This is a genomic window from Phenylobacterium sp. (assembly GCF_044358365.1).
GTDB lineage: Bacteria > Pseudomonadota > Alphaproteobacteria > Caulobacterales > Caulobacteraceae > Phenylobacterium.
Map to the genome: position 1 here is coordinate 61,518 of NZ_JBIKNZ010000002.1, position 22,771 is coordinate 84,288.

Annotated in this window: 24 protein-coding genes; 8 read left to right on the plus strand and 16 right to left on the minus strand. The window is 65.5% G+C overall.

All coding sequences use genetic code 11. The features are described 5' to 3' along the window. Positions 1-183 precede the first annotated feature (183 nt). Complete coding sequence (locus ACIQ3B_RS01045; RefSeq protein WP_397399282.1) at positions 184-1,461, plus strand: cytochrome P450; 1,278 nt, start codon at positions 184-186, stop codon at positions 1,459-1,461. Positions 1,462-1,541: 80 nt separating this feature from the next. After that, on the plus strand, positions 1,542-1,979 hold the full coding sequence (locus ACIQ3B_RS01050; RefSeq protein WP_397399284.1) for a CHRD domain-containing protein: 438 nt from the start codon (positions 1,542-1,544) through the stop codon (positions 1,977-1,979). Between the two features lie 58 nt (positions 1,980-2,037). On the opposite strand, the gene ACIQ3B_RS01055 is transcribed toward ACIQ3B_RS01050, so the two are convergent. The 5 genes from ACIQ3B_RS01055 to ACIQ3B_RS01075 all read right to left on the minus strand — a co-directional run bounded on the left by ACIQ3B_RS01055 (position 2,038) and on the right by ACIQ3B_RS01075 (position 5,410). Further along, on the minus strand, positions 2,038-2,658 hold the full coding sequence (locus ACIQ3B_RS01055; RefSeq protein ID WP_397399286.1) for a surface-adhesin E family protein: 621 nt from the start codon (positions 2,656-2,658) through the stop codon (positions 2,038-2,040). A 46-nt stretch (positions 2,659-2,704) separates the two neighbouring features. Next, positions 2,705-3,928, minus strand: a complete 1,224-nt coding sequence (locus ACIQ3B_RS01060) for an acyl-CoA dehydrogenase family protein (protein ID WP_397399288.1) — start codon at positions 3,926-3,928, stop codon at positions 2,705-2,707. A gap of 6 nt (positions 3,929-3,934) precedes the next feature. Next, positions 3,935-4,228 (minus strand): putative quinol monooxygenase, encoded by a 294-nt coding sequence (locus tag ACIQ3B_RS01065; RefSeq protein WP_397399290.1) that lies wholly within the window; start codon positions 4,226-4,228, stop codon positions 3,935-3,937. A 91-nt stretch (positions 4,229-4,319) separates the two neighbouring features. Next, positions 4,320-4,610 (minus strand): hypothetical protein, encoded by a 291-nt coding sequence (locus tag ACIQ3B_RS01070; protein WP_397399292.1) that lies wholly within the window; start codon positions 4,608-4,610, stop codon positions 4,320-4,322. Positions 4,611-4,714: 104 nt separating this feature from the next. Continuing rightward, positions 4,715-5,410 carry a TerB family tellurite resistance protein gene (locus ACIQ3B_RS01075; protein WP_397399294.1) on the minus strand — a complete coding sequence of 232 codons (696 nt, stop codon included), beginning with the start codon at positions 5,408-5,410 and terminating at the stop codon, positions 4,715-4,717. Positions 5,411-5,473: 63 nt separating this feature from the next. On the opposite strand from ACIQ3B_RS01075, the gene ACIQ3B_RS01080 reads away from it, so the two are divergent. From ACIQ3B_RS01080 to ACIQ3B_RS01090, 3 genes are read left to right on the plus strand one after another with little or no spacing between them, the layout of a single operon-like run. After that, complete coding sequence (locus ACIQ3B_RS01080; protein WP_397399296.1) at positions 5,474-9,052, plus strand: hydantoinase B/oxoprolinase family protein; 3,579 nt, start codon at positions 5,474-5,476, stop codon at positions 9,050-9,052. Between the two features lie 32 nt (positions 9,053-9,084). Beyond that, entirely contained in the window at positions 9,085-9,645 is a 561-nt protein-coding gene (locus ACIQ3B_RS01085; RefSeq protein ID WP_397399298.1) for a hypothetical protein, read from the plus strand. A 13-nt stretch (positions 9,646-9,658) separates the two neighbouring features. Next, entirely contained in the window at positions 9,659-9,931 is a 273-nt protein-coding gene (locus tag ACIQ3B_RS01090) for a DUF1294 domain-containing protein (protein ID WP_397399300.1), read from the plus strand. Here ACIQ3B_RS01090 and ACIQ3B_RS01095 read toward each other — a convergent pair. From ACIQ3B_RS01095 to ACIQ3B_RS01115, 5 genes are all read right to left on the minus strand, one after another. After that, positions 9,916-11,076, minus strand: a complete 1,161-nt coding sequence (locus tag ACIQ3B_RS01095; protein ID WP_397399302.1) for a pyridoxal phosphate-dependent aminotransferase — start codon at positions 11,074-11,076, stop codon at positions 9,916-9,918. The genes ACIQ3B_RS01090 and ACIQ3B_RS01095 overlap by 16 nt on opposite strands. Positions 11,077-11,085: 9 nt before the next feature. Continuing rightward, positions 11,086-11,856: an acyl-CoA thioesterase domain-containing protein gene (locus ACIQ3B_RS01100; RefSeq protein WP_397399304.1), complete on the minus strand. Its 771-nt coding sequence runs from the start codon at positions 11,854-11,856 to the stop codon at positions 11,086-11,088. 26 nt (positions 11,857-11,882) lie between these two features. After that, on the minus strand, positions 11,883-13,148 hold the full coding sequence (locus ACIQ3B_RS01105) for a dicarboxylate/amino acid:cation symporter (protein WP_397399306.1): 1,266 nt from the start codon (positions 13,146-13,148) through the stop codon (positions 11,883-11,885). Positions 13,149-13,217: 69 nt separating this feature from the next. After that, positions 13,218-14,000, minus strand: coding sequence for a peptidylprolyl isomerase (locus tag ACIQ3B_RS01110; RefSeq protein WP_397399308.1), 783 nt, complete (start codon positions 13,998-14,000; stop codon positions 13,218-13,220). A 48-nt stretch (positions 14,001-14,048) separates the two neighbouring features. After that, complete coding sequence (locus tag ACIQ3B_RS01115) at positions 14,049-14,624, minus strand: beta/gamma crystallin-related protein (protein WP_397399310.1); 576 nt, start codon at positions 14,622-14,624, stop codon at positions 14,049-14,051. Positions 14,625-14,853: 229 nt separating this feature from the next. On the opposite strand from ACIQ3B_RS01115, the gene ACIQ3B_RS01120 reads away from it, so the two are divergent. Continuing rightward, on the plus strand, positions 14,854-15,552 hold the full coding sequence (locus ACIQ3B_RS01120) for a pirin family protein (protein WP_397399312.1): 699 nt from the start codon (positions 14,854-14,856) through the stop codon (positions 15,550-15,552). A gap of 82 nt (positions 15,553-15,634) precedes the next feature. On the opposite strand, the gene ACIQ3B_RS01125 is transcribed toward ACIQ3B_RS01120, so the two are convergent. Next, positions 15,635-15,952 carry a UrcA family protein gene (locus ACIQ3B_RS01125; RefSeq protein WP_397399314.1) on the minus strand — a complete coding sequence of 106 codons (318 nt, stop codon included), beginning with the start codon at positions 15,950-15,952 and terminating at the stop codon, positions 15,635-15,637. Positions 15,953-16,265: 313 nt separating this feature from the next. Between ACIQ3B_RS01125 and ACIQ3B_RS01130 the strand changes: the two genes are divergently transcribed. After that, complete coding sequence (locus tag ACIQ3B_RS01130; protein ID WP_397399316.1) at positions 16,266-16,646, plus strand: response regulator; 381 nt, start codon at positions 16,266-16,268, stop codon at positions 16,644-16,646. 4 nt (positions 16,647-16,650) lie between these two features. Here the strand turns inward: ACIQ3B_RS01130 and ACIQ3B_RS01135 are convergent, their stop codons facing one another. Genes ACIQ3B_RS01135 through ACIQ3B_RS01150 form a run of 4 tightly spaced genes read right to left on the minus strand, consistent with a single transcriptional unit; the run spans position 16,651 to position 20,695 of the window. Next, on the minus strand, positions 16,651-18,915 hold the full coding sequence (locus tag ACIQ3B_RS01135; protein ID WP_397399318.1) for a molybdopterin cofactor-binding domain-containing protein: 2,265 nt from the start codon (positions 18,913-18,915) through the stop codon (positions 16,651-16,653). Continuing rightward, positions 18,912-19,862, minus strand: coding sequence for an FAD binding domain-containing protein (locus tag ACIQ3B_RS01140; RefSeq protein WP_397399320.1), 951 nt, complete (start codon positions 19,860-19,862; stop codon positions 18,912-18,914). Before ACIQ3B_RS01140 ends, ACIQ3B_RS01135 begins: the two co-directional genes overlap by 4 nt. Then, complete coding sequence (locus ACIQ3B_RS01145; RefSeq protein WP_397399322.1) at positions 19,859-20,362, minus strand: 2Fe-2S iron-sulfur cluster-binding protein; 504 nt, start codon at positions 20,360-20,362, stop codon at positions 19,859-19,861. Before ACIQ3B_RS01145 ends, ACIQ3B_RS01140 begins: the two co-directional genes overlap by 4 nt. A gap of 60 nt (positions 20,363-20,422) precedes the next feature. Then, entirely contained in the window at positions 20,423-20,695 is a 273-nt protein-coding gene (locus tag ACIQ3B_RS01150; protein WP_397399324.1) for a BolA family protein, read from the minus strand. A 52-nt stretch (positions 20,696-20,747) separates the two neighbouring features. On the opposite strand from ACIQ3B_RS01150, the gene ACIQ3B_RS01155 reads away from it, so the two are divergent. Next, positions 20,748-21,398, plus strand: a complete 651-nt coding sequence (locus ACIQ3B_RS01155) for a J domain-containing protein (protein ID WP_397399326.1) — start codon at positions 20,748-20,750, stop codon at positions 21,396-21,398. A 5-nt stretch (positions 21,399-21,403) separates the two neighbouring features. Here the strand turns inward: ACIQ3B_RS01155 and ACIQ3B_RS01160 are convergent, their stop codons facing one another. Then, positions 21,404-22,699: an MFS transporter gene (locus ACIQ3B_RS01160; RefSeq protein WP_397399328.1), complete on the minus strand. Its 1,296-nt coding sequence runs from the start codon at positions 22,697-22,699 to the stop codon at positions 21,404-21,406. Positions 22,700-22,771: the final 72 nt, after the last annotated feature.

Below are 22,771 nucleotides of genomic sequence, written 5' to 3' on the forward strand. Positions count from 1 at the left end.
GAAAAATTCCCGTGAGTGTGAAGAGCCCAATGTCGTTGGACTGACGTCGCTGCACCAGTGCAGAAATTCTGACGCCAAAGGTGACGCAGGCGTCACTTTTGATTGACATGGCCGGGCCCAGGGATCAACCTCACCGTAGAACAACTGCGGGCGCTTCCGACCCGCGACCTTGGAGGATGAGCCATGGACGACGGCGCCATCGACCTGAAGCGCGCGGCCCGCGAGGCCGCCTACAATATGCCCCTCGCGGACATTGATCCCAGCGATCCCGAGTTGTTCCGTAACGATACCATGTGGCCCTATTTCGAGCGCCTGCGGAAGGAAGACCCCGTCCACTGGTCGACCTCGCCGGAGGCGGAGATCGGCGGTTACTGGTCGATCACCAAGTACAACGACATCATGGCCGTGGATACGAACCACGAGGCCTTCTCGTCGGAACCGACGATCGTCCTGCCGGACCCCGATGCAGACTTCACACTGCCCATGTTCATCGCCATGGACCAGCCGAAGCACGATGAACAACGCAAGACGGTGAGCCCGGCGGTTTCACCGGTCCAGTTGATGAACCTGGAGCCCGTGATTCGCGAGCGCTCCGGGGCCATTCTCGACAGCCTGCCGATCGGCGAAGAGTTCAACTGGGTGGACAAGGTCTCCATCGAACTCACCACCATGACACTGGCCACCCTGTTCGATTTTCCGTGGGAAGATCGACGCAAACTGACCCGTTGGTCCGATGTCGCGACGGCGGCGCCGAACAGCGGCCTGTTCAGCTCGGACGATCCGGAGATCGCCAAGGCCGAAGGCCGTGCCGAACTCTTTGAATGCGTCGACTATTTCCTGCGGCTGTGGAACGAGCGGGTGAACGCTCCGCCGCAGCCCGACCTGATCTCGATGCTGGCTCACGGCGAGTCCACCCGCAATATGGATCGGATGGAGTACCTCGGAAACCTGATCCTGCTGATCGTCGGGGGCAACGACACGACCCGCAATTCGATCACCGGCTCGATCCTGGCGCTTAGCCAGAACCCGGAGCAGGAGCGCCTGCTTCGCGCCGATCACAGCCTGATCCCGGCCATGGTCTCCGAAACCATCCGGTGGCAGACGCCTCTGGCCTATATGCGCCGCACGGCGCTGAAGGACGTGGAACTGGGCGGCAAGACCATCAAGAAGGGCGACAAGGTCGCCATGTGGTACGTCTCGGGCAATCGGGACGAAGAGGTCATCGAACGGCCCAACGACTTCTGGATTCAGCGCCCGCGGGTGCGCCAGCACCTCTCGTTCGGGTTCGGTATTCACCGCTGCGTCGGCAATCGCCTGGCAGAGCTGCAACTCAAGATCATCTGGGAAGAGATCCTGAAGCGCTTCCCGAAGATCGAGGTGATGGGGCCGCCGCGCCGCGTGCCGTCGTCCTTCGTGAAGGGCTATGAGCACCTGCCGGTGGTAATCCCAAGCAAGACCTGATTTTCGAGGTTTGATTGACGCAAGGCCTCGCGACTGCGCTTCCGTACCCAGACCGGGCCGGAGGCTTGAAGGAGAGTGCCATGACGACGTTCATCACAAGGGCAGCCGCGCTTGCGTTCGCTGCAACAGCCGTGTTCACCGCGCCCGCTTTCGCCGAAGAAGTCGCGCTGTCCGCGCATCTGATGGGTTCAGCAGAGAAGCCCAGCGTCGGCGATGCCGATGGCATGGGCCACGCCACGCTGAAGGTCGACGTCGCCAAGTCTCAGGTTTGCTACACCCTGATGGTGGAGGGGATCGCATCGGCCACCATGGCACACATCCACAAGGGACCGGGCGGTTCGGCTGGGCCGGTGGCCGTACCGTTGACGGCGCCTGATGCCTCAGGAAAGAGCGCTGGCTGTGCGACCGCCGATCCTGCCGTGGTCACGGATCTGCTGGCCAATCCCACCGGCTACTACGTGAACGTCCACAACGCCGAGTTCCGCGCGGGCGCCATTCGCGGTCAGTTGTCAAAATAGTTGCTGCCTGACACCAGGGCGAGGCGGGAGGAATAGTCCCTAGCTCTCGAAAAGCAGCCTAGCGGGTCGCAGGTTTCAGGTTGCTGACCGTAGCCTTGGGCGGAATTGTCTTCTTCGCCGCCGCCCCGCCCGGTGGCGCAGCCTTGGCTCGTGCTGGCCGTCGCGTGTCGCCTCCAGCCGCAAGGGTCGGGGGTGGCGGGTCCCACGCCGCCATCAAGCTGATCACGACCTTGGCGACGCTTTCGGCCGAGACGACCGAGCTACCGCCGCCGCTTCTGCGACACACCAGCCTGAATGCATTGTAGATGTCGCTCGCATTGGTCGGCGGGTTCCATTCGGAATTGGGATTTCGCTGGCTGACCAGGGTCGCGCCGGTCCGGGAGAAGGCCGTAAACTCGGTCCACCGCACAAGGTTGGCGCCGCAGTCATATTCGGACAGGGTCCGAACGTAGCCCGGCACAGGGACCTCTCCCGTAATTATATTTCGCTGCACTCTCACTGCCCAGGCGCGGCGAACCGGACCTTCGTTGGACAGTGTCTCGACGCCTTGGGGATCGATGACAGTCCAGGCATCAGAGCCCGACTGAACGACGTAGTACGACCCTCCAAGGGCGGCGGTGCCAAGGGCGACCGTGGCCAGGCCGGCGAGTGCGGCGACAATCCGGGCGGCACGCGACATTCTGTGACTTTCGCTCAGAGCAAACCGTTGACCCGCCCAGAATCCCTCAGAGCCCCAGCACCATCTTGGCCATGATGTTGTGCTGGATCTCATTGGATCCCGCATAGATAGAGGTCTTGCGATAGTTGAAGTAGTGCGGCGCCACAGTCGCGGCGTAGTCAGGTCCGGCGCGGAAGGTATTGCCGCCGGGCTGAAGCATCTCCCAGGTATCGCGCACGAAGGGCTGAGCATAGAGGCCGGCTGCCTCGAGGGCCAGTTCGGTGACGGCCTGCTGCATCTGGCTGCCTTCCAGCTTAAACATGGACGAGACCGCCCCCATGGCCTCGCCGCTGGCGCGTCCGGCAAAGGCGCGCAGTTCGGTGGCGTTCAAGGCCTCGATCTTTATCTCGGCCTCGCACAGCTTCTTGCGGAAGTCCGGATCGTCCATCATCGTCCCGCCGCGATCCGACCGCTCAACGCTGGCGATCTTGCGCACCTTGCGCATCTGCATGGATAGTCCCGCGGCGTAGGGATTGCCGCGCTCAAATTGCAGGAGATACTTGGCGTAGGTCCAACCCTCGCCCTCCTTGCCGATCCGGTTGGCGACCGGCACTCGCACGTTGTCGAAGAAGGTTTCGTTGATCTCCTGCTCGCCCTCGGCCGGCCCATCAAGCGTCGGGATCGGCCGGATGGTGATGCCCGGGGTCTTCATGTCAATCAGCAGGAAGCTGATGCCCTTCTGGCGGATCTCTTCATTGGAGGTTCGCACCAGGCAGAACATCCAGTCCGCCCACTGGGCCAGCGTCGTCCAGGTTTTCGAACCATTGAGCACATAGTGGTCGCCATCGCGTACCGCCTTCATGGACAGCGAGGCGAGATCGGAGCCCGAGCCTGGCTCGGAGTAGCCCTGGCACCACCAAACGTCCGTAGACAGGATCTTCGGCAAGTGCTGAGCCTTCTGTTCCTCGGTCCCGAACGCCATGACGACCGGCGCGCACATCGTCGTTCCCATGTTCGAGGTCGAAGGCGCACCGGCCAGCGCCATCTCCATGTCGAAGATGTACTTCTTGCTGAGGTTCCAGCCCGTGCCGCCATGCTCAACCGGCCAGTCAGGCGCCATCCAGCCGCGGGCGCCCAGGCGCTTCAGCCAACGCACCTGGCTGGCCTTGTCCAGATGATGGTTCTTGGACTGCTCCAGCTTGGCGCGCATCTCGTCGTCAAACGCCTCGGCGATAAATGACCGAACCTCGTCGCCGAACGCCAGATCTTCAGGAGAGAAATTCAGGTCCATGTCAGCTCACCCCACGCCGTCCAGGTATTCGACCTCAGGCCGCCCCGCCAGCACGGCGGCGAATTTGGGCCCTGCAGCCTTGAAGTAGTCCGTGCCGCCGTGAAGCGTCAGCGCATCCTGGTCAACGTAGAGTTCCAGGAACTTGTAGGTATTGGGTTCGGTGCGGCTCTTGGTCAGCTCATAGGCCAGATTGCCCGGCTCGTTCGCCCGCACTTGCCGGGCCAGTTCAGACGCAAAGGCCTCGAACTCCGCCCCTTTTCCGTCCTGGATCCGGATTGTCGCAATCACGCCAATGGACATTTCTCACTCCAAACACCTGTTTGAAAGGACGGTAGTGCCGGGCGGCAGAGGCGGCAAGCGTCACCTGGCGGCAACGGGACCTTGCGGCAGTCTAGCGGCGCTCGTTCCAGCCATAGGCGACCCAGTGATGGCCGCCCTGATGACGGGCTTCGATGATGTCGCTGTCGGTGCGCCGCGCGCGCACTGTACGCCGGGCCCGCATCGCAAAACCGGCAAAGGCCAGAAGCGCGGACGCCATCACCGCGATCACGGCCACGGTGGCGGCGGCGAACACGGCCAGGATCGCACCGACGATGACCGCCGCGATGGTCGCAAGTCCCCCGGCGAGCGACGCTAGGCTACGGAAGGCAGATTCTTGTCTCGCGGCGAAATCCTGAACCATCGGTTCTCCTCAGCGGACGGCTGTGTCGATCACTGACACACCAATGTCATTACTCGATGGCCGAACGTCAAGTCGGCAACCATCGACGCGTGCACAGGCCAAACTCACGAAGCGCCGACAAGAGCATGGGCGCGACGGTCACGGACAATCTCGTCATAGGCGGCGTTGATGGCCGCAGACTTGGCCTCGGCGACTTCTACAAACTCATCGGGTAGCCCGCGCGATCGCGCCCGATCAGGATGCGATTCGGTCAGCATGGCCCGCCATGCCGCGCGAACGTCTGCATCCGGGGCGTCCGGGGCGACACCAATGACCAGATAGGGATCGTCCCGCTCGCCGCCCAGATGAGTAGCCTTGATCCGCCGGAAAGTGAGGGGCGAGAGCCCAAAGAGCAAACTGACACGCTCAAGATACTCAAGCTCATCCCCGGTCACGACACCGTCTGAACGCGCGATGTGGAAAAGACCGTCCAGTACATCTTCCAGTATTTGTGGACAGGAGCCGTAGCGCTTCTTCAGTCTCCGGGCATAGCTCTCGAAACCGCGGGTGGTCTGTCGGGCGAGCTGATAGAGCCGGCGGATGTTGCCTTCGCTGCCATCGTCAGAGCGGAATACAACTGAAAAGGTGTCGTACTCAGCCGATTGGGCGTTGCCGTCCGCCTTGGCCAGTTTCGCGCCAAGCGCAGTAACGGCCGTGGAGAACGCGGGGTCCTCCCCGGGCAGACCCGGTGGGCATTGGTCGCATTCCGCCTCATCGAGATTGCGGACTGCGAGACCAGCAATTTTGCGCCAGAAGCTCATTTCGCTATGGGCATGCCTTACGACTAGGGCGAGCCCGTGACAATCACACCGAGAGGTTAAGTTTTGGACAGGCGCTTCAGCTTCTGGATTGATCGCGGAGGGACATTCACCGATGTGATTGGTCGTGCAGACGACGGTGTCGAAACCTCGCTGAAGCTGCTTTCGACGTCGGCGGCCTATCCCGACGCAGCCGTTGAGGCGATGAGGCGTCTCATGGGTGTGGCGACGGGTGACCGTTTCCCGGCATCGCGGGTTGACGCCATAAAAATGGGGACCACGGTCGCAACCAACGCTTTGCTGGAGCGCCGCGGGGCCAGGACCCTGTTTGTGACCACGGCGGGCTTTGGCGACGCCCTCGTCATTGGAGATCAGTCGCGACCAGACCTGTTCGTTCTGAACACCCGAAAGCCAGAGCCGCTTTACGCCGGTGTGTTGGAAGTGATCGAGCGGCTGGCAGCGGACGGGTCCACGGTCCTGCCGCTAGCCGGGGATGATCTGCGCAATCAGCTCGAGGCCGCTGTGGGGGCGGGCTTCACCTCGGTAGCAATCGCCTTCCTGCATGCTGACCTGAACCCGGATCATGAGCGGTTGGCGGGCGATATCGCACGCGCAGCCGGATTTGAGTTTGTGGCCCTGAGCCATGAGGTCTCGCCGCTGCCGCGCTTTGTTCCACGCGCCGAGACCACCGTCGCCGACGCCTATCTGACACCCGTGCTGCAGGCCTATGTTCGACAGGTCGCCGACGCCGTCGCGGGCGCGCCGCTGTACTTCATGACCTCGGCCGGCGGTCTGGTTCGAGCAGAGGCGTTCAGGGGCCGTGACGCGGTCGTTTCCGGACCCGCCGGTGGCGTGGTCGGGGTCGCGAGGATCGCGGAAGCCGCCGGGTCCGCCGCTGTACTGGGCTTCGACATGGGCGGCACATCGACCGACGTCTGCCGCTACGCCGGCCGACTGGAACGGCGCGACACGGTGAAGGTGGCGGGGGTGAAGGTGCGGGCGCCGATGCTGGATGTCGAGACGGTAGCGGCCGGGGGTGGCTCGATCCTTACCTTCGACGGGATGCGCGCCAGGGCCGGCCCTGCCAGCGCCGGCGCCGACCCCGGTCCCGCCTGCTACGGTCGAGGCGGCCCGGCAACGGTCACCGACGCCAACCTTGTGCTGGGACGACTGGACCCGATGGCCTTTCCGGCAGTTTTCGGAGCCCACGGTGACGCGCCGCTCGATCTCCAGGCCAGTCGTACCGCTTTGGCCAAACTCGCTGCCGCCATGGGAACAACCGTGGAGGTCGCCGCCGAGGGGTTCATCTCTGTCGCCGTTGAACAGATGGCCCAGGCGGTACGTCGCATCTCTACGGAACGCGGCTTCGACCCGCGCGATCACGCCTTGGTGGCGTTTGGCGGCGCAGCCGGACAGGTTGCATGCCAGACGGCCGAAGCTCTGGGCGTGAGCGAGGTGCTTTGTCCGCGATACGGCAGCGTCCTTTCGGCCTGGGGCATTGGTCAGGCCCAGATGACCGCTCTACGGCAGGCGGGAATCGAAGCGCCGCTGGATGCTGACGGTTTGGCAGGGGCGGTGACCCTTGTGTCGCAGCTGGAAGCCTTGACCCGATCCGACCTGATTGCCCAGGACGCGCAGGTTGGCGACGTCCGCCGCACCTTGCGTCTGCGCTACGAAGGGGCCGACGCGGAGCTGCCTGTCGAGTTCTCTGCCCTATCGACGATAAGGGCGGCGTTCGAGGCCGGGCACACGCGCCTTTTCGGGTTTGTGGAACCCGACCGTCAGATCGTGATTGCGGCCGTAGAGGTAGAGTCCGTGGAGCTACCCTCCCGCTTGCGCGACAGGGGCGTGGGAACCGCGAGTCCGGCGCAATCAATCCCGGCCGTCCGCTGGCAAGGGGAAGAGGCCATCCAGATGTTCGCCCAGGCCGCCTGGCTCCCGGCAATCGCTGCATCGGGAGAGACCCTGACGCTGGTCGATGGCCCGGCGCTGATCCGGCGTCCTGACACACAGATCGCTGTACTGCCCGGCTGGAGCGCGAATACGGAGGCCGGAGGACAGATCCGATTGGTTCGCACGCGCGCGACTGCCCGTCAGGCCATCTCTCTCAGCGCACCCGACCCGGTCACCCTGGAACTCTTCAATCGCCGCTTCATGGGCGTTGCCGAGGCTATGGGCGCGGCGCTGGAGCGGACGGCACATTCCGTCAACATCAAGGAGCGTCTGGATTTCTCCTGCGCCCTGTTCGACGCCGACGGCGGGCTTGTGGCCAATGCGCCGCATATGCCCGTTCATCTGGGTAGTATGGGCGCAAGCGTGCTTGCGGTGCGCGACCGTCATCCCGACCTGAAATCTGGCCAGGCCTTCGCCCTGAACAACCCTTATGCGGGCGGCACGCACCTGCCCGACATCACCGTCGTAATGCCTGTGTTTATGAAAGACGCTGACCCGAAACCCGCCTTCTATGTCGCGGCGCGCGGCCACCACGCAGACGTAGGCGGCGTCCAGCCAGGCTCAATGCCGCCCTTCTCGACGCGCATCGACCAGGAGGGCGTACTGCTCGACGCTCTGCCGATCGTGGAAGACGGCCGTTTCCTGGATGGACCGGTCCGCGCAGCGCTGCTGGCCGGAGACTGGCCATCCAGGGCGCCTGATCGCAACATCGCCGACCTCAAGGCTCAGGTCGCGTCTTGCCAGGCCGGCGCCGTTGCCGTGGCGACCATGATCGAAACACACGGCGCTGATGTCGTGGCCCGCTACATGGGCTTTGTGCAGGACAATGCCGCCGAGGCAGTCCGACGGGCGATCGGCCGACTGTCAGATGGCGAAGCCAGGGTTCCGCTGGATGGTGGCGGCGAGATCGTTGTGCGCACTACCGTCGATACGGAAGCGCGTCGGGCTATCCTCGACTTCACCGGCTCCGCGGACCAGCTGAACACGAATTTCAACGCACCCTCCGCGATCGTCGACGCCGCCGCGCTGTACGTGTTCCGCACCCTGATCGATGATGACATCCCGCTGAATGCCGGCTGCCTGAAACCCCTGAAGATCCTGACGCGACCAGGCTCGATGCTGGCGCCGCACCCGCCGGCTGCCGTTGTGGCGGGCAATGTCGAGACCAGCCAGCATGTGGTCGACGCCCTTTATGCCGCGCTGGGGGTGATGGCCAACAGCCAGGGCACCATGAACAATTTCACCTTCGGCGACGAGACGCGTCAGTACTATGAGACCATTTGCGGCGGTGCGGGCGCCACTGCCAGCGCGCCGGGCGCCAGCGCGCTTCAGACCCACATGACCAACTCGCGCCTGACCGATCCCGAGATTCTTGAACGCCGCTTTCCTATCCGGGTGGAAAGTTTCAGCGTGCGCGGCGGCTCCGGCGGGACCGGCCTGCACGCCGGCGGCGATGGATCGCGACGCTGTATCCGTTTCCTGGCGCCGATGGAGGCTGCTCTGCTGGCATCGCGCCGCGACAACGCCCCACAGGGCCTGGCTGGCGGCGGAGCGGGCATGGCGGGCTGCCAGCGATTGATCGCGGCGTCCGGTGCGGCGACGGAACTTTCTGCGTGCTTCTCAGTAAGGGTTTCGGTCGGCGATGTGATCGAGATCGAAACGCCCGGCGGCGGCGGTTTCGGTCGGGCGTGATCCTGACAAGATTTCCCGGCATAAGGACCTGAATGACACCCCTTCTGATCGCCCTCGCCCTGCTTGCTCAGGCCCCTGAATCTCCGGCGCCGATCGAGGCCGCGCCCCCGCCGGTTGCAGAAGACCGGATCCCTAACGGCGCACCGCGGGAGGACTACCCGTTTGTCGCCTGGTGTTACGGCGCGCTTCGGGGCTATCTCGACATGAAGGCCGAGGTGATGCCGGAGGTCACCCGTATCGAGAACCAGTTCCGCAGGCCCGGAAGTAGCCTGGCGGACGATCTGAAGGTCTATGCCGATATGGAGCGTGATGGCCGCGCGCAGCTCATAGTGTTCCAGGAAGCTCTGACTTCAGCCGAAAAAGCCTCCGTGCGTCCTATCAACGCCCAGGGCGCCATGGCCGTCCGTCAGGGTCGCCAGACGTGGAGCGCCGGTCCGGAGGTCACCAAGGCCCGCAAGGCCCAAGAGTGGATGAGCTGGACGCTGCCCGCCCGTTGCGAGACGGTAGCGGCCTCGCTGGAGGCGCGATCACAACTGATGGGCGCGACCCTGAGGTCGAATACACAGCCCGAGCAGCCTGCGTCGCCGGAATAGACGCCCAGCGACCGTGAGCACCTTGCTGGCGTTCTATCTTCTGGCCATCAACGCCGTGACCTTTGGCGCCTTCGCCCTGGACAAGCAGGCTGCCCGACGAGAAGCCCGGCGGATCCCGGAGCGCCACCTCCTGACCCTGGCCATGATCGGCGGATCGGGAGGCGCCATCGCCGCCCAGCAGTTGTTGCGCCACAAGTCCCGCAAGGAACCGTTCCGTACCGCGCTCTGGAGCATTGCGGCGCTGCACCTGATCCTGATTGCAGTGATCGTCTATCGGGCGAGGTAGGTCGCAAGGCGTTCCAGGCCGGCAGCGTTCTTCTCCGGGCGCGCCGCGAAGCACCAGCGAAACCAGCCCTCCCCCTCCGGTCCGAAGGCCGAACCTGGCGCAAGACCAAGCCCGACCTCCTGGATCAGCGACTTGCAGGTCGCCATGGAGTCTCCGTGGCCAGCCATCCGGAAGAAGGCATAGAAGCCACCATCCGGCGTCGGCGCCTCGACGCCGGGCATGCCGCTGAGGGCTCCGATCACCTGATCTCTTGCGGCTGTAAGGTCGCGGCGGACGTCCGCCGTGATCGCGTCGCCATGGTCCAGCGCGGCTTTTGCGCCTTCCTGCACGAAATCCGGCGCACACGACGTGTTGTACTCGATGAGCACCCCCAGCCCTTCAAGCAGGGCCCGCGGGACCACCATCCAGCCAAGACGCCAACCGGTCATCCGCCACGCCTTTGAGAAGCTGTTGGTGGAAATCACCCGGTCGTCATCGGTGGCCATTGGTAGAAACGACGGCGCGGTCTGCCGCTCGAAGGTCAGGCGTTCATAGACATCGTCGCCAATCAGCCAGATCCCGTACCGACGACACCGCTCCAGGATCGCGGCGCGATCTTCCTCAGGCAGCATCCAGCCGCTTGGATTGTTCGGCGAATTCAGGATCAGGGCGCGGGTATCCGGCGTCAGAGCCCGCATCAGACGATCAATGTCCAGGCGCCAGCGACCTTGCGCTGCCTCGAGAGGCACGACCTCGACATGGCTCGACAGGATCCGCGGAATCTCGACCACGTTGGGCCAGATCGGCCCGACAACCACCGTCCGGTCACCGGGAGACAGCACAAGCTGGGCGGCCAGCATGATCGCGTTCACCCCGGCGCTGGTGATCGCCAGACGTTCGGTTCCGACCGGGACGCCATGGAGACGCGTCAGATAATCCGATAGCGACTGCCGCAGGTCGGCGCGGCCCAGGTTATGCGTATAAAAGGTTCGACCATCCAGCAGCGCCTTCGAGGCAGCTTCGCGAATGAACGCCGGCGTCGCCTGATCACCCTCACCGAACCAGAACGGCAGAATATCGCGGCGCCCCAGTCCGGCGTTGGCGATCTCACGTATCCTGGACAGTCGGAGATCCTGGACCTCCTGGCGCGGCGTTGGGGCGAACATCCGCCCGACCTATAACTTCCGCTTTTGGGCCAGCGCCGTGCAACTGGCCGAGCCGATGAAGCCCTGCTCATCATGCAAAAGACAGTCCCCCACCGCCACGCCGTCGGTCGCGCCATGGGTCAGCGTCTCGAAACCAATCCACTCCCCCACCGGCTCACGGTGCAGATAGACGCTGACGTCGGTGTTGATGTAGCCCAGTCCCTGATCACCGGCATGGGCGAAGGGGCTGGCGAAATCGGCCGCCACGGCCACGCGCACGAACGGGGTCAGGGGGTCACCGTCCACCACCTCGCGAACCTCGGCCATCCAGGTGCGGCGAGGTTCCAGACCGCGCATCGTGCCCGAGATCGGCCGCATCTTCCACATGCCGCCCATGGGACTTTGCGGCGCCTGTTCGCACTCCGCCGGCGGCGGCGCCCCCCAGGGTTCGCGCTTCCAGACGGCGCCGGGGGCATTTTCGGTCTTGCGCAGCAACTGGCAGGTGGCCCGACCGGCGCTGACGCCGCCCGAGATGAACTCGGCATCGATCACCTTGATCCGATATCCATCCTTCACGATCCGGGTCACCACCTCCACCGGGGACAGGTCGGGCAGTTTGTACATATCGACCGTCAAACGCGCAGGCATGTACTCGGGGCTGCCGTGACGGCGCTCGATCTCGGCGCCCAGCAGGCCGATGATGACCCGCCCATGCAGGGAGTTCGCATTCCAGGGCCCGACACCGGCGCGCGTGGGGATGAAGGTCTCGCCGTCTTTTCGAAAGAAAGGTTCGTTGCTCATGACGCGGCGGACCCTGCCGGAGTCGCTTACGCTTGGCTAGTCGGATGGTCGTCGGGCTCGTCCCGGGCCACGATGGCGGTGACCGCCATGTCGCCGGTGACATTGCCAAGGGTGCGGAAGATGTCGGGAACGACCTCGACGGCCAGCAGGATCGGCAGGAGATCCAGCGGCAGGCCCAGGGCGACGCAGATGGGCGCGACGCTGACGATGAAGGATACCTGTCCTGGCAGGCTGACGGAGCCCACGCTGACAGCCAGCGCCACGAACACAGCGCCTGTGTACTGCAGCGCTGAAGGCTCCAGCCCATAGACCTTGGCCACGAAGATACAGACCGCGAGGTTGACCGCAGGACTGGTCATCCGGAACACCGCCACCGCCAGCGGCAACACCAGATTGGTCACCCGGGCAGGCACGCCCAGATCGTCGCGCGCGCGTTCGATCATGGCCGGCAGGCAGGCCAGCGACGACTGGGTGGCGAAGGCCGCCGCCAGAACCGGAGCAGTCGCCTGGGCCCAGCGCCTCACCGGAACACGGCCCACGGTCACCGCCAGCACGTAGCCGATGATCCCCACCGCCAGACCGGCGAGGGAGGCCGTCACCACATAGTGGCCCAGAATGCCCGCCGCCCCGACGCCGGCCCGCAGACCGACGCCCAGAGCCAGGGCGAATACGCCGAGCGGCGCCGCCATCAGCACCCAGCGAACGATGACGATCATGGCTTCGCCCAAGGCGTTGAACACCTCCAGCAGAGTGCGGCCGCGTCCCTCAGGCAGGCGGGTCAGCGCAAAGCCCGTGAAGATCGCGAAGACGACGACCGGCAGGATGGCGTCCTCAGCCGCGGCCTTGATCGGATTTGAGGGCGCCAGGCTCTTCACCCAGGCTGCGAAGTCCGGCGCAATGGGCGTACCCGCCGGAGGCGCCTGGGCGCCGGCCCTGAGCGCAGCGGAGGTCGCCTCGCCCACCGGCCATGCCGCCAATATGCCGTTCACCAGCAGCACCGCGGTAACCGCCGACACCAGCAACAGCGCCAGAAACCAGACCACAGCCTTCATGGCCAGCCGCCCGGTGGCCGCCGCGTCTGCGACCTGGGCGATGCCGGTCACCAGTACCGCGAAGATGAGCGGCACCACCGTCATCCGGAGCGCGTTGAGCCAGAGCCCGCCCAGGGCCTCGACGCCTTCGATCATCGGCGTCGCCGCCGCCCCGCCGTAGGCCGCCGCGAGCGCACCAAGGCCAAGCCCGGCCAGAAGGGCGACAAGCACCTGTACGCTCAGGGACTTCAGAAAGGTCAAGGACGGCAAACTCCGGACGAGAGGCCACTGATCAGGCCCCGCAGGGCCCACGAGCGCAAGGTAGAACCGCTAGAGATCACAGATTGAGAACGCAGCGCCCATCGCCTGCTTCATGACCGCCGCCCGCGCCTGAAAAGCAGGCCCGCGGGGATCAGGAACCTTGAGGTCAGGCCGCTCCGCGGCGGGAATGTCGTTGGCGACGCGCACTCTCAGCATCAGGTCCGGCGTCTTCGGCGGCTCGCCCACGGCCACTGAACGGATCACATCCAGGCCCGCCACGGCGCGGCCAACAACGGTGTACTCGTGGTCCAGCCGGCGCGCCGCCTCGCGCATGAAGAAGATCTCACTGTTGGCGCTGCCGGGGTCGGCCTGACGCCCCATACCCATCACGCCTGGGCAGTAGGCGCCCCAGGCGCGCATCGGCCGGTCCGGCGCCAGGGCCTGCTCCCGGGATGATACGGCCGCGAAGGGAACGGAACCGACAAGCCCCTCGCGAGCGTCACTGCGTTCGACCACCACGGTTGCAGCTTCGGCGGCAAGGCGGAAGCTGAACTCCGGCACAAGATCCGGGTGCGCCGAGACGCCGCCATCACGGTTGTTGGGGTTTCCGGTCTGGGCCACGAAGCCGTCTATCACGCGGTGAAACTGCAGCCCGTCATAGACCCGTTCCCGCGCCAGCAGCTTGATGCGCGCCACGCCCAGCGGCGCGATATCGGGGCGCAACTCCACCACGATGCGGCCCCGGGTGGAATCTATGACCAGGGTGTTCTCGGGATCCAGCATCCGCCAATCCGCAGGCGCCGCGCCGACCAGAACGCCAGCCGCTAGAACTACCGCCAGAACCTTCAACATCCACCCGCCCCCATCATCCGCAGATGAGGGCAGGCGGCGACGGCGGGGTCAATACTTGCGGCACAGCAGATCGCGCAGCACCGTGGAGCGACCAACGTACTGTCCCTCCGGGCCAATCGCCTGGGCCGCACGCTCGCTGGAGTCGAACCAGGCGGCCCGCCCCAGACCCTGACTGCGGCAGAAGACATCCGCGCCGCGGTCGCCGGCGGCCACATCCACGCCGTCCACCGTCGGCCGGGGGAAGAACACGGTTCGCGCGCCCACGATCCCGCGTTCGTCGCGTCCTGGACGGCCCTGGCCAGCGCCGGGCGGGCGCCCGACCGGCTGCAATGAGGAAATCTGCGCCATCAAACCGTAGGTGTGCAGGTTGGGAACATCCCCCCTCACCTCCTGGCAGCGACCGCGATAGTCGCCGTGTTCGCAGATCAGCCATCGGCCTTCAAACCGCGCGCTCTGGGCCCGGTCATTGAAGCGCCACTTGCCGAGGTCCGCCACGGGCTGGGTGATTGTCACCGAGTCCCCCTGGAAATTCGGCTGGTCGTAGAGGATGACAGATCCGGCCCGATAGGGCTGCGCCTGGGCGGCGGCGGCGGCCAGACCCAGGGCCATAACGGTCGCTGCCACTGAAAACCATCTTCTGATCATTTCAAGTCGCCCTGTGCAAATCACGGAAGAAGATTGGGGCGCCCATCGTGAACCGGACCTGAAAGCCCCGGCCTGCTGATTGACAGCTTCCGATCATTGTTTCCGATGTGGACATAAGCTGATCCCATTGTCGCTGTTTATCCCCGGAATTGAGCCGCCATCTTGGTTGCAAGCCCGCGCGACGATCCGCGCCAAGGAGACATGAACCATGATCGAGCATCGTCCTTTCGAGCGCCTCGGCGGCGCCAACCACGGCTGGCTCAACGCAAAGCATCACTTCTCGTTCGGCAGTTACTACGACCCAAGCAACATGGGCTGGGGCCCGATCCGCGTTTGGAACGATGACGAGATCGCGCCCAACACCGGTTTCCCGACGCACGCGCATGCGGACATGGAGATCATCACCTATGTCCGCACCGGCGCGATCACCCACAAGGACAGCCTGGGCAACCAGGGGCGCACCGAGGCCGGTGATGTTCAGGTGATGAGTGCGGGCGTCGGCATACGTCATTCTGAGTACAACCTGGAACCGGAGACCACCACGATCTTCCAGATCTGGATCGAGCCCAGGACCCGCGGCGGCGCGCCGGCCTGGGGCGCGCGGCCGTTTCCGAAGGAAGACCGGGCGGGACGCTTCATTACGCTGGCCAGCGGTCTTGAAGCAGATATCGATGCGCTGCCGATCCGCACGGACGCCCGTGTTGCGGGCGCGACGATCAAGGCGGGCGAGCGTGTGGACTATGCGCTGGGGGCCGGGCGATACGCCTATCTCGTGGCGGCGGCCGGCACGGTCGAGGTAAATGGCGTTCGGCTGGATGCGCGCGACGGGGCGGCGATCCGGGATGTCGAGGTTCTGAGCATCAAGGCTCGGGAGGATGCCGAGGTCATTCTGGTGGATGCGGCCTGACGCCGTGGCGGCCAGATGTGCGATTGGGCCCGCGGTGGAGAGACCACGGGCCCGTTCGCACGTCCGCTCTGGGGCCTGGGCGTTAGCGGGCGGCGAGCGTGGTCGGCAGGCGCTCAGCCTGGGCGGTGCGCATGGCGACCATCTTTTCATTCAGTTCGACCTGAACGCCCTTGTGGCAGTTCGCGCGGGCGGAGAGCGACAGTTCGGCGCTGCAGAACCGACGGGCGGCGAAGTCGGCGCGCTGCTGAAAGGTGGCGATACCCTCGACCGTCGACAGGTTCAGGTCGGCGACCTTGACAGTGGCGGGCGCGGCGAAGGCCGTCGTCGACAGCGCGGCGATCGGCAGAACGGCCAGTGCAAGCATGGCGGCGCTGGAAATGGTGTTGGTCAGGTTGTTCATGATCTTGTCCCTCTAGGCGGTTGTGCTGCGCCGGCGCTGTACGTCGACAAGGGATTGAATACTGGATCGAGAATCTGAACACTCGTGAATATGACGTCATGAAGCAAATGTAAGAACATTACGCGAGATTAATACTTAAAATAACTGCAATGATTGCAAGAGTTCGCGTCCACAGGGCGACTCAAACAGGCGAGCCAGGCGCGCCGATGTCGCGATATGATTGCAGCAAAGCGCAACCCGTGATCAGGTCGCCGATGGTGCAGCCTGACGTTATGGATCCGACCAACTTCTCCCCGGCAGACGGAACTACGGCATGACAAAAGTCCTGCGACTGAAGGACCTGCGCGTTCTCATCGTCGAAGACGACGTCGTGATCTCGATGCTGGTTCGCGACATGCTGGGCGACTTCGGCTGCGTGGTGGCGGGTGCGGCCCTCGATCTGGACGAAGCCCTGGACATGATCGACCGGCTCAGCTTCGACTGCGCCATCCTCGACATTGACCTGGGCGGCGCGCCCAGCTTCCCGGCGGCGGACCGGCTCCGGGATCGGGATATTCCCTTTGCCTACGCCACAGGCCACGGCCGCGGTGTTCTGAGGCCGATGGACCGCGCGACTCTGGTCCTGCACAAGCCCTTCCGCGAGCAGGACGTTATCGACGTGCTGGACCAGCTCGGCGCCCGGGTCTCCGGCTGATCTGTCACATGCCTCGCGCGATCATGCCCGCAAGCAGCTTGTCGGGCGTGATCGGATAGTCGCGAACGCGCACGCCGCAGGCGTTGTAGATCGCATTGGCCACCGCCGCGCCCGCGCCGGAGTTGCCGAGTTCGCCGACACCCTTGATCCCCATGGGGTTGGCTTTGTCATCCACCTCGTCCAGCATGATGGCTTCCAGGTCGCCGATATCGGCCTGCACCGGCGCCAGGTACTGGGCCAGATCCTGGTTCAGCAGGGATCCGTAGCGCACATCCACCGGATTGCCCTCCGTCAGGGCCGAGCCGATGCCCCAGATCATGCCGCCGGTCAGCTGGCTGCGCGCCGTCTTGGCGTTGAGAATCCGCCCCGCCGCGAACACGCCCAGCATCCGGCGGACCCGCACCTCGCCGGTGACAGGATCGACGCCCACCTCGCAATAGTGGCCGCCATAGGTCTGCTGGCTCCACTCGCGGGCGTCCTGAGCGGGTTTGATCTCGCCCTCGACGGTCAGGCCCTCGGGCGCGGCGCGACGGATCAGACTGCCCAGAGTTTCCGACCGGTTGGCGATCGCCACCACCCCATCCTGGAAGGTCACATCCGCCGGTCGCCCACCGAACAGCGGCGAGGCCTCATCGCCTGTGGCCAGTTCCGCGATCGCCGTCCGAAGATTCTGGCCGGCAGCCAGCGCCGCCGAGCCGGCCGTCGCCGCGCCGAACTGGCCGCCCGAGCCCGGCGCGGGGGGCAGTTCGGAATCGCCAATCTCCACCTTCACCTGGCCCAGCGGTACGCCCATGGTCTCGGCGGCGATCTGGGCCAGCACGGTGTAGGTGCCGGTGCCAATGTCGGTCATGCCCTGCCTGACCGTGATCACGCCGTCGGCGTCGACGGAAAAGCTGCATTTCGCCGGCAGCAGGAAGTTGCCGCGTATGGCAGCGGCCATGCCCATGCCCACCAGCCAGCGGCCATCGCGCACCAGCCCCGGGGTGGGCAGGCGGCGATCCCAGCCAAACTGCTGCGCGCCCTCTCGCAGACAGCGCACCAGCTGGCGCATCGAGAACGGCCGGCCATTCTCGGGATCGGTCGGCGGCTCGTTGCGGATGCGAAGTTCGACCGGGTCGATCCCCAGCTGCTCGGCCAACTCATCCATGGCGCACTCCAGCGCCAGCGTGCCCGACGCCTCCCCTGGCGCCCGCATGGGCCCCGCGCCCGGCAGGTCCAGCTTGACCAGCCGGTGCCCGGTCAGGCGGTTCGGCGCCGCATAGAGGGCGCGGCCGAAGTTGGAGGCGTGCTCCGTGAAATTGCCCTCCCGATGGCAGTGGGTCCAGGTCATCATCGAGAACGCGTTGAGGCGACCGTCCTTTTCCGCCCCCAGCTGCACCTGCATCACCGTGGCGGGGCGATGGATGGTGCCGTGCATCATCTGCTGGCGCGTGTAGGCCACCTTGACGGGGCGCCCCAGCGCCCTGGCGGCCAGCGCGGCCAGGATCAGGTCGTCATAGGTCTGGCCCTTGCCGCCAAAACCGCCGCCGATGTAGCGGGTCAACAGATGCACGTCGTCGCGCGGGATACCCAGGGTCTCGGCCAACCCATGCTGGGCCGGCTTGACCATCTGGATCGAGGTGTGGGCGATGCACTTCTCGCCCTCAAACCAGACCGTCGAGGCGCAAGGCTCCATCTGGCAATGGTTCTGGATCGGCGTCGACCAGGTGGCGTCGATCTGGACCGGCGAGGCGGCGAAGCCGCGTGGAAAATCGCCGACTTCCATGTCTTCCTCGCCAACGGGCGAAACAGCCCGATCCAGGCTGGCCGGGAAGTCCACGTCCGGCGCATCCTCGGCATAGGTCAGCTTGACGCGATGGGCGCCAGCCGTCGCAGCCTCCAGGGTTTCGCCCACGACCAGGGCCACGGGCTGGCCGAAGAACAGCACCCGATCGTTCTCAAGAGCGGGTTTTGATCCGGCGCTGCTGCGCGGATGAGCCTTGGTCCCCTTCGGCGCCTGGAACGGCGCGTTCAGGTGCGTCCAGACCACCAGCACGCCAGGCGTCGCCTGGGCCTCGGCGATGTCAACGCCGCTGATGCGGCCGGTGGCGATGGCTGCGCCAACCATTACGCCATAGGCGGGCGGCGACGGTGGCTGAACCTCGTAGGCGTAGGGCGCAGTCCCCGTGACCTTCAGTGGCCCCTCGTAACGATCGACCGGCTTGCCGATCAGGCCCGAGCGGTTTTCCTTGACGGGGTTGTTGGGCGTCCAGTCGTGAACCGAGGTCATGCGCCCCTCCCGTTGGCTTCGTGAATGGCGGCGGCCGACAGGCGCGCCACCAGCGGCAGCTTGAAGTCATTGCGACCCAGAGGGCTCGCGCCCTCCAGTTCACGGGCGATGGCCTCGGCGGGCGAGGCGCCAGCCGTCAGGGCCGCCTCCGCCGTATGGGCGCGCCAGGGCTTGAGCGCCACCATCCCCAGCGCGACCTGACCGCCGGCTACCGCCACGCTGGCGAGGCCGCCGGCATAGGACGCCCGATCACGGGCCTTGCGATAGATCTGCCCGCCCGCGGGCGGTGGCGGCAGGACGACGGCGGTGATCAGATCACCCGCCGCAAGCGACGTCTCGATCTGGGGCGTGTCGCCTGGCAGCTGGTACAGATCGAGGACCGCGGTGGTCCGCGTCTCACCAGAAGCCGCAAGGGTTTCCACCTGCGCCCCAAGCGCCGCCAACGCCACGGCCATGTCGGAGGTGTGGGTGGCGATGCAGGCCGTACTCGCCCCGAAGATCGCAGCGTTACGGTTCAACCCCTCCAGCGCACTGCAGCCGGAGCCGGGCGCGCGTTTGTTGCAGGGTTTGGTGGTATCGTAGAAATAGGCGCAACGGGTCCGCTGCAGCAGGTTGCCGCCGACGCTGGCCTTGTTGCGAAGTTGCGGGGAACCGCCGGCGACAATCGCCTGGGACAGCACCGGATACCGGGCCAGAACCTGCGGATCGGCCGCGACCGTGCTGTTCGAGGTTGAAGCCCCGATCCGCAAGCCGCCGTCAGGCGTCGGGGCGATCCCGGCCAGATCCAGCCTGCCCACGTCGATCAGGTGTTGCGGCTGCTCGATTTCCAGCTTCATCAGGTCCAGCAGGTTCGTGCCGCCGGCGATGAACCTCGCGCCGGGCGTCGCAGCGGCGGATTTCACGGCCCCCAGGGCATCGACGGCCCGCTCATAGGTGAATGGCCTCATGCCGCCACCCCGGCGACGTCCTTGATGGCGGCCACAATCTGCGGATAGGCCGAACAGCGACAGATGTTGCCGCTCATGCGCTCGCGGATCTCATCGTCGCTCAGCACCGGTCTGGCGCCGGCCGGCGTTTCCTGGCTGGGAACGCCCGCTTCCATTTCCTTCAGCATGCCCAGGGTCGAGCAGATCTGGCCGGGCGTGCAGTAGCCGCACTGATAGGCGTCGTAGGTCAGGAAGGCCTTCTGGACCGGATGAAGATTGTCCGGCGTGCCGACCCCCTCGATGGTGGTCACCGCATCGCCGTCATGCATGACGGCCAGCGACAGACAGCTGTTGATCCGCACCCCGTTGACCAGGACTGTGCACGCCCCGCACTGACCGTGGTCACAACCCTTCTTCGAACCCGTCAGCTTAAGATGCTCTCGCAATGCGTCCAGCAGGGTGGTGCGGGTGTCGACGTCGAGGGCGCGCGGCTCTCCATTGACGGTGATGGTGGTCTTCAAGCGGACGTCCCCCATAGTCGGCCGCTCACGGCGGCCCGTTGTTCAAATTCCAGTCGGCCCTCAGTCTTCGCCCGGGGCCCGGGCCTTCACCGACAGGGCATGGACCGGCCCGGCCAGCTCTTCCGCCAGCGCATGATAGACCATTCGTTGCCGGGCGACCCTGGCGATCCCGGAGAATGCCTGGGCCTCGATCGTCACGTTGAAGTGGCTCTCGCCGCCCGCCCGTGCGCCCGAGTGACCGGCATGTCGATTCGAGTCGTCGTCGACCACCAGCACGCTGGGCTGGAAGGCCGCCTCAAGCTTGACCCGGATACTTTCAGATATGGCGCCCATTGGATTCATCTTCAATTCTTGCAGGGAAGTTTCTCGGCCTCATACTCGGGCCATGGCCGCGTCGTTTCAATACAAGCCGAAATTCGTTGACATCCGTGTGCGCCCGCCTTCCGAGCAGGACGCCTCAGAACACGACGTCAACGCCCTGAAGCCGGGCGAGCGGCCCTGCGATCATCCCGAGTGCGGCAAGGCCGCCACCGCGCGCGCACCCAAAGCTCGCGACATGTTGAACGAGCATTACTGGTTCTGCCAGCCCCATGCGGCCGAGTACAATCGCAACTGGAATTTCTTCTCCGGTCTCTCGGATGCGGAGATCCGCCGTCGCCAGACCGAGGAACTGATGACCGGGGGTCGGCCGACCTGGGACATGAAGGCCAGCCGCACCTCCCGCGAGGCCGCCGCCTTCGCCGCCAAGTTCGGCAAGGGCCAGGGCTACCGCGATCCGTTCGGGGTATTCCACGGCGCTGGCCAGAACGCGCCCGCGCCCGAGGCCCGCAAGCTGGGCAAGATCGAACGCAACGCCCTCGCCGACCTCGACCTCGACGAAACCGCCGACGGCCCGAAGATCCGCGCCCGCTACACCGAACTGGTCCGCCGCCTGCACCCTGACGCCAACAAGGGCGACCGTTCCGGCGAACACCGCCTGCAAAGGGTGATCAGGGCCTATCAGGTGCTCAGGAAGATGGGGATGGTCGGAGGCTAGCGCGCCTAGCAGATCGCTGGCCGCGCCTCATCCAGGCGCCCTAGCTGTGAATACGCCGTCACCGCTGACACGATGATGAGCATGCCCACCCCGGGAATCAGGATCGCCGCATGCGGGCCGATGGCGTGGGCCAGCACGCCGTACAGCACGGCTCCGGCGGGTGCGCCGCCCATTGTTCCGAGGGTGAAGATCGAGAGAACGCGGGCAACCTTGTCCGCCGGCGCATACTGCTGAACCAGGCTGCGCCCCAGGGTCATGGCCACACCGCCGCCGAGGCCCCAGACAAAGTTCAGTCCGCAGAGGAGCCAGAACGGCATCGGGATACTGCAAAAGACCAGCACCGTGGCTCCGGTAAACAGGGACGCCAGATAGACCCGGCCCTTGCGGCGGATGTGTCCGAAGCGGATCATGGCGGTCGCCGACAGCATCGAGCCCACCCAGAACGTCAGGCTGAACACACCCAGCGCTGTGGCGATCTGGGCCCGCGCCGGCCCGACCAGGTCCGGGGGAAAATAGCTCTGGACGATCAGCGGCAGCAGCACCGCGAAAGCGCCCATGAAGCACATGCCCATACCGGTGGCGCAGATGACAACGGGGGCGATGACGGGCGAGGCCATGGCCGCGCGGAAGCCCCCGCCGATTTCGCTGGCCATGAATCCCAGCACACTGCCATCCCGGATTCGCGGCGGACCCGCGGGACGGGGTTTGATCCGGGTGGCCGCGCCGGCCGCGGCGGCCATCAGCGCCGCCTGTCCGAACAAGAGGGCCGGCAGACCCAGGATCGGCGCGGCCGTCGCTACCGCCATGCCCAGGATCTGACCGCCAAACTGGGCCAGCGAAGCGAACCCCACAGCCTGGTGCACACCTCCCGGCGCCACGCGGCTGAGCAGGGCGTCGCGCGCCGGCGTGGCAAACGCACCGATCGTTCCGATCACCAGGGCGTATATGATCAGGGTGGCGTAGGTCAGGTGGCCGCCGGCGACAAAGACGCCCAGGCCAAGGAAGCTCAGAGCGCAGAGCCCGCAGCCGATCAAAACCGTGCGCCGCGTGTCGGTGCGATCGGCGACAAAACCCCCCAGCAGGATCAGCAACACCGTCGGCAACTGCATCGACATCTGCGCCAGCCCGAAGCGGATCTCGTCTTCCTGCAGCAGCACCCGAACAAGATAGGGAAACAGCACCATCTGCAGGCCGAAGGCCAGGAACCAGGCGCCTTGCGTGAAGAGATAGGCCGCGAAGCCTGTCGGCGGGACGGACAGTTCGTCGGTCGATCCCGGGTCGTTGGCCTCTACGACCGACATGGCGTTGCGTCTCCCCGCGACGACAGCGCCCAGCCAAGGCGAGCGCCGGATCGTCTGACGTCATTGTAACCC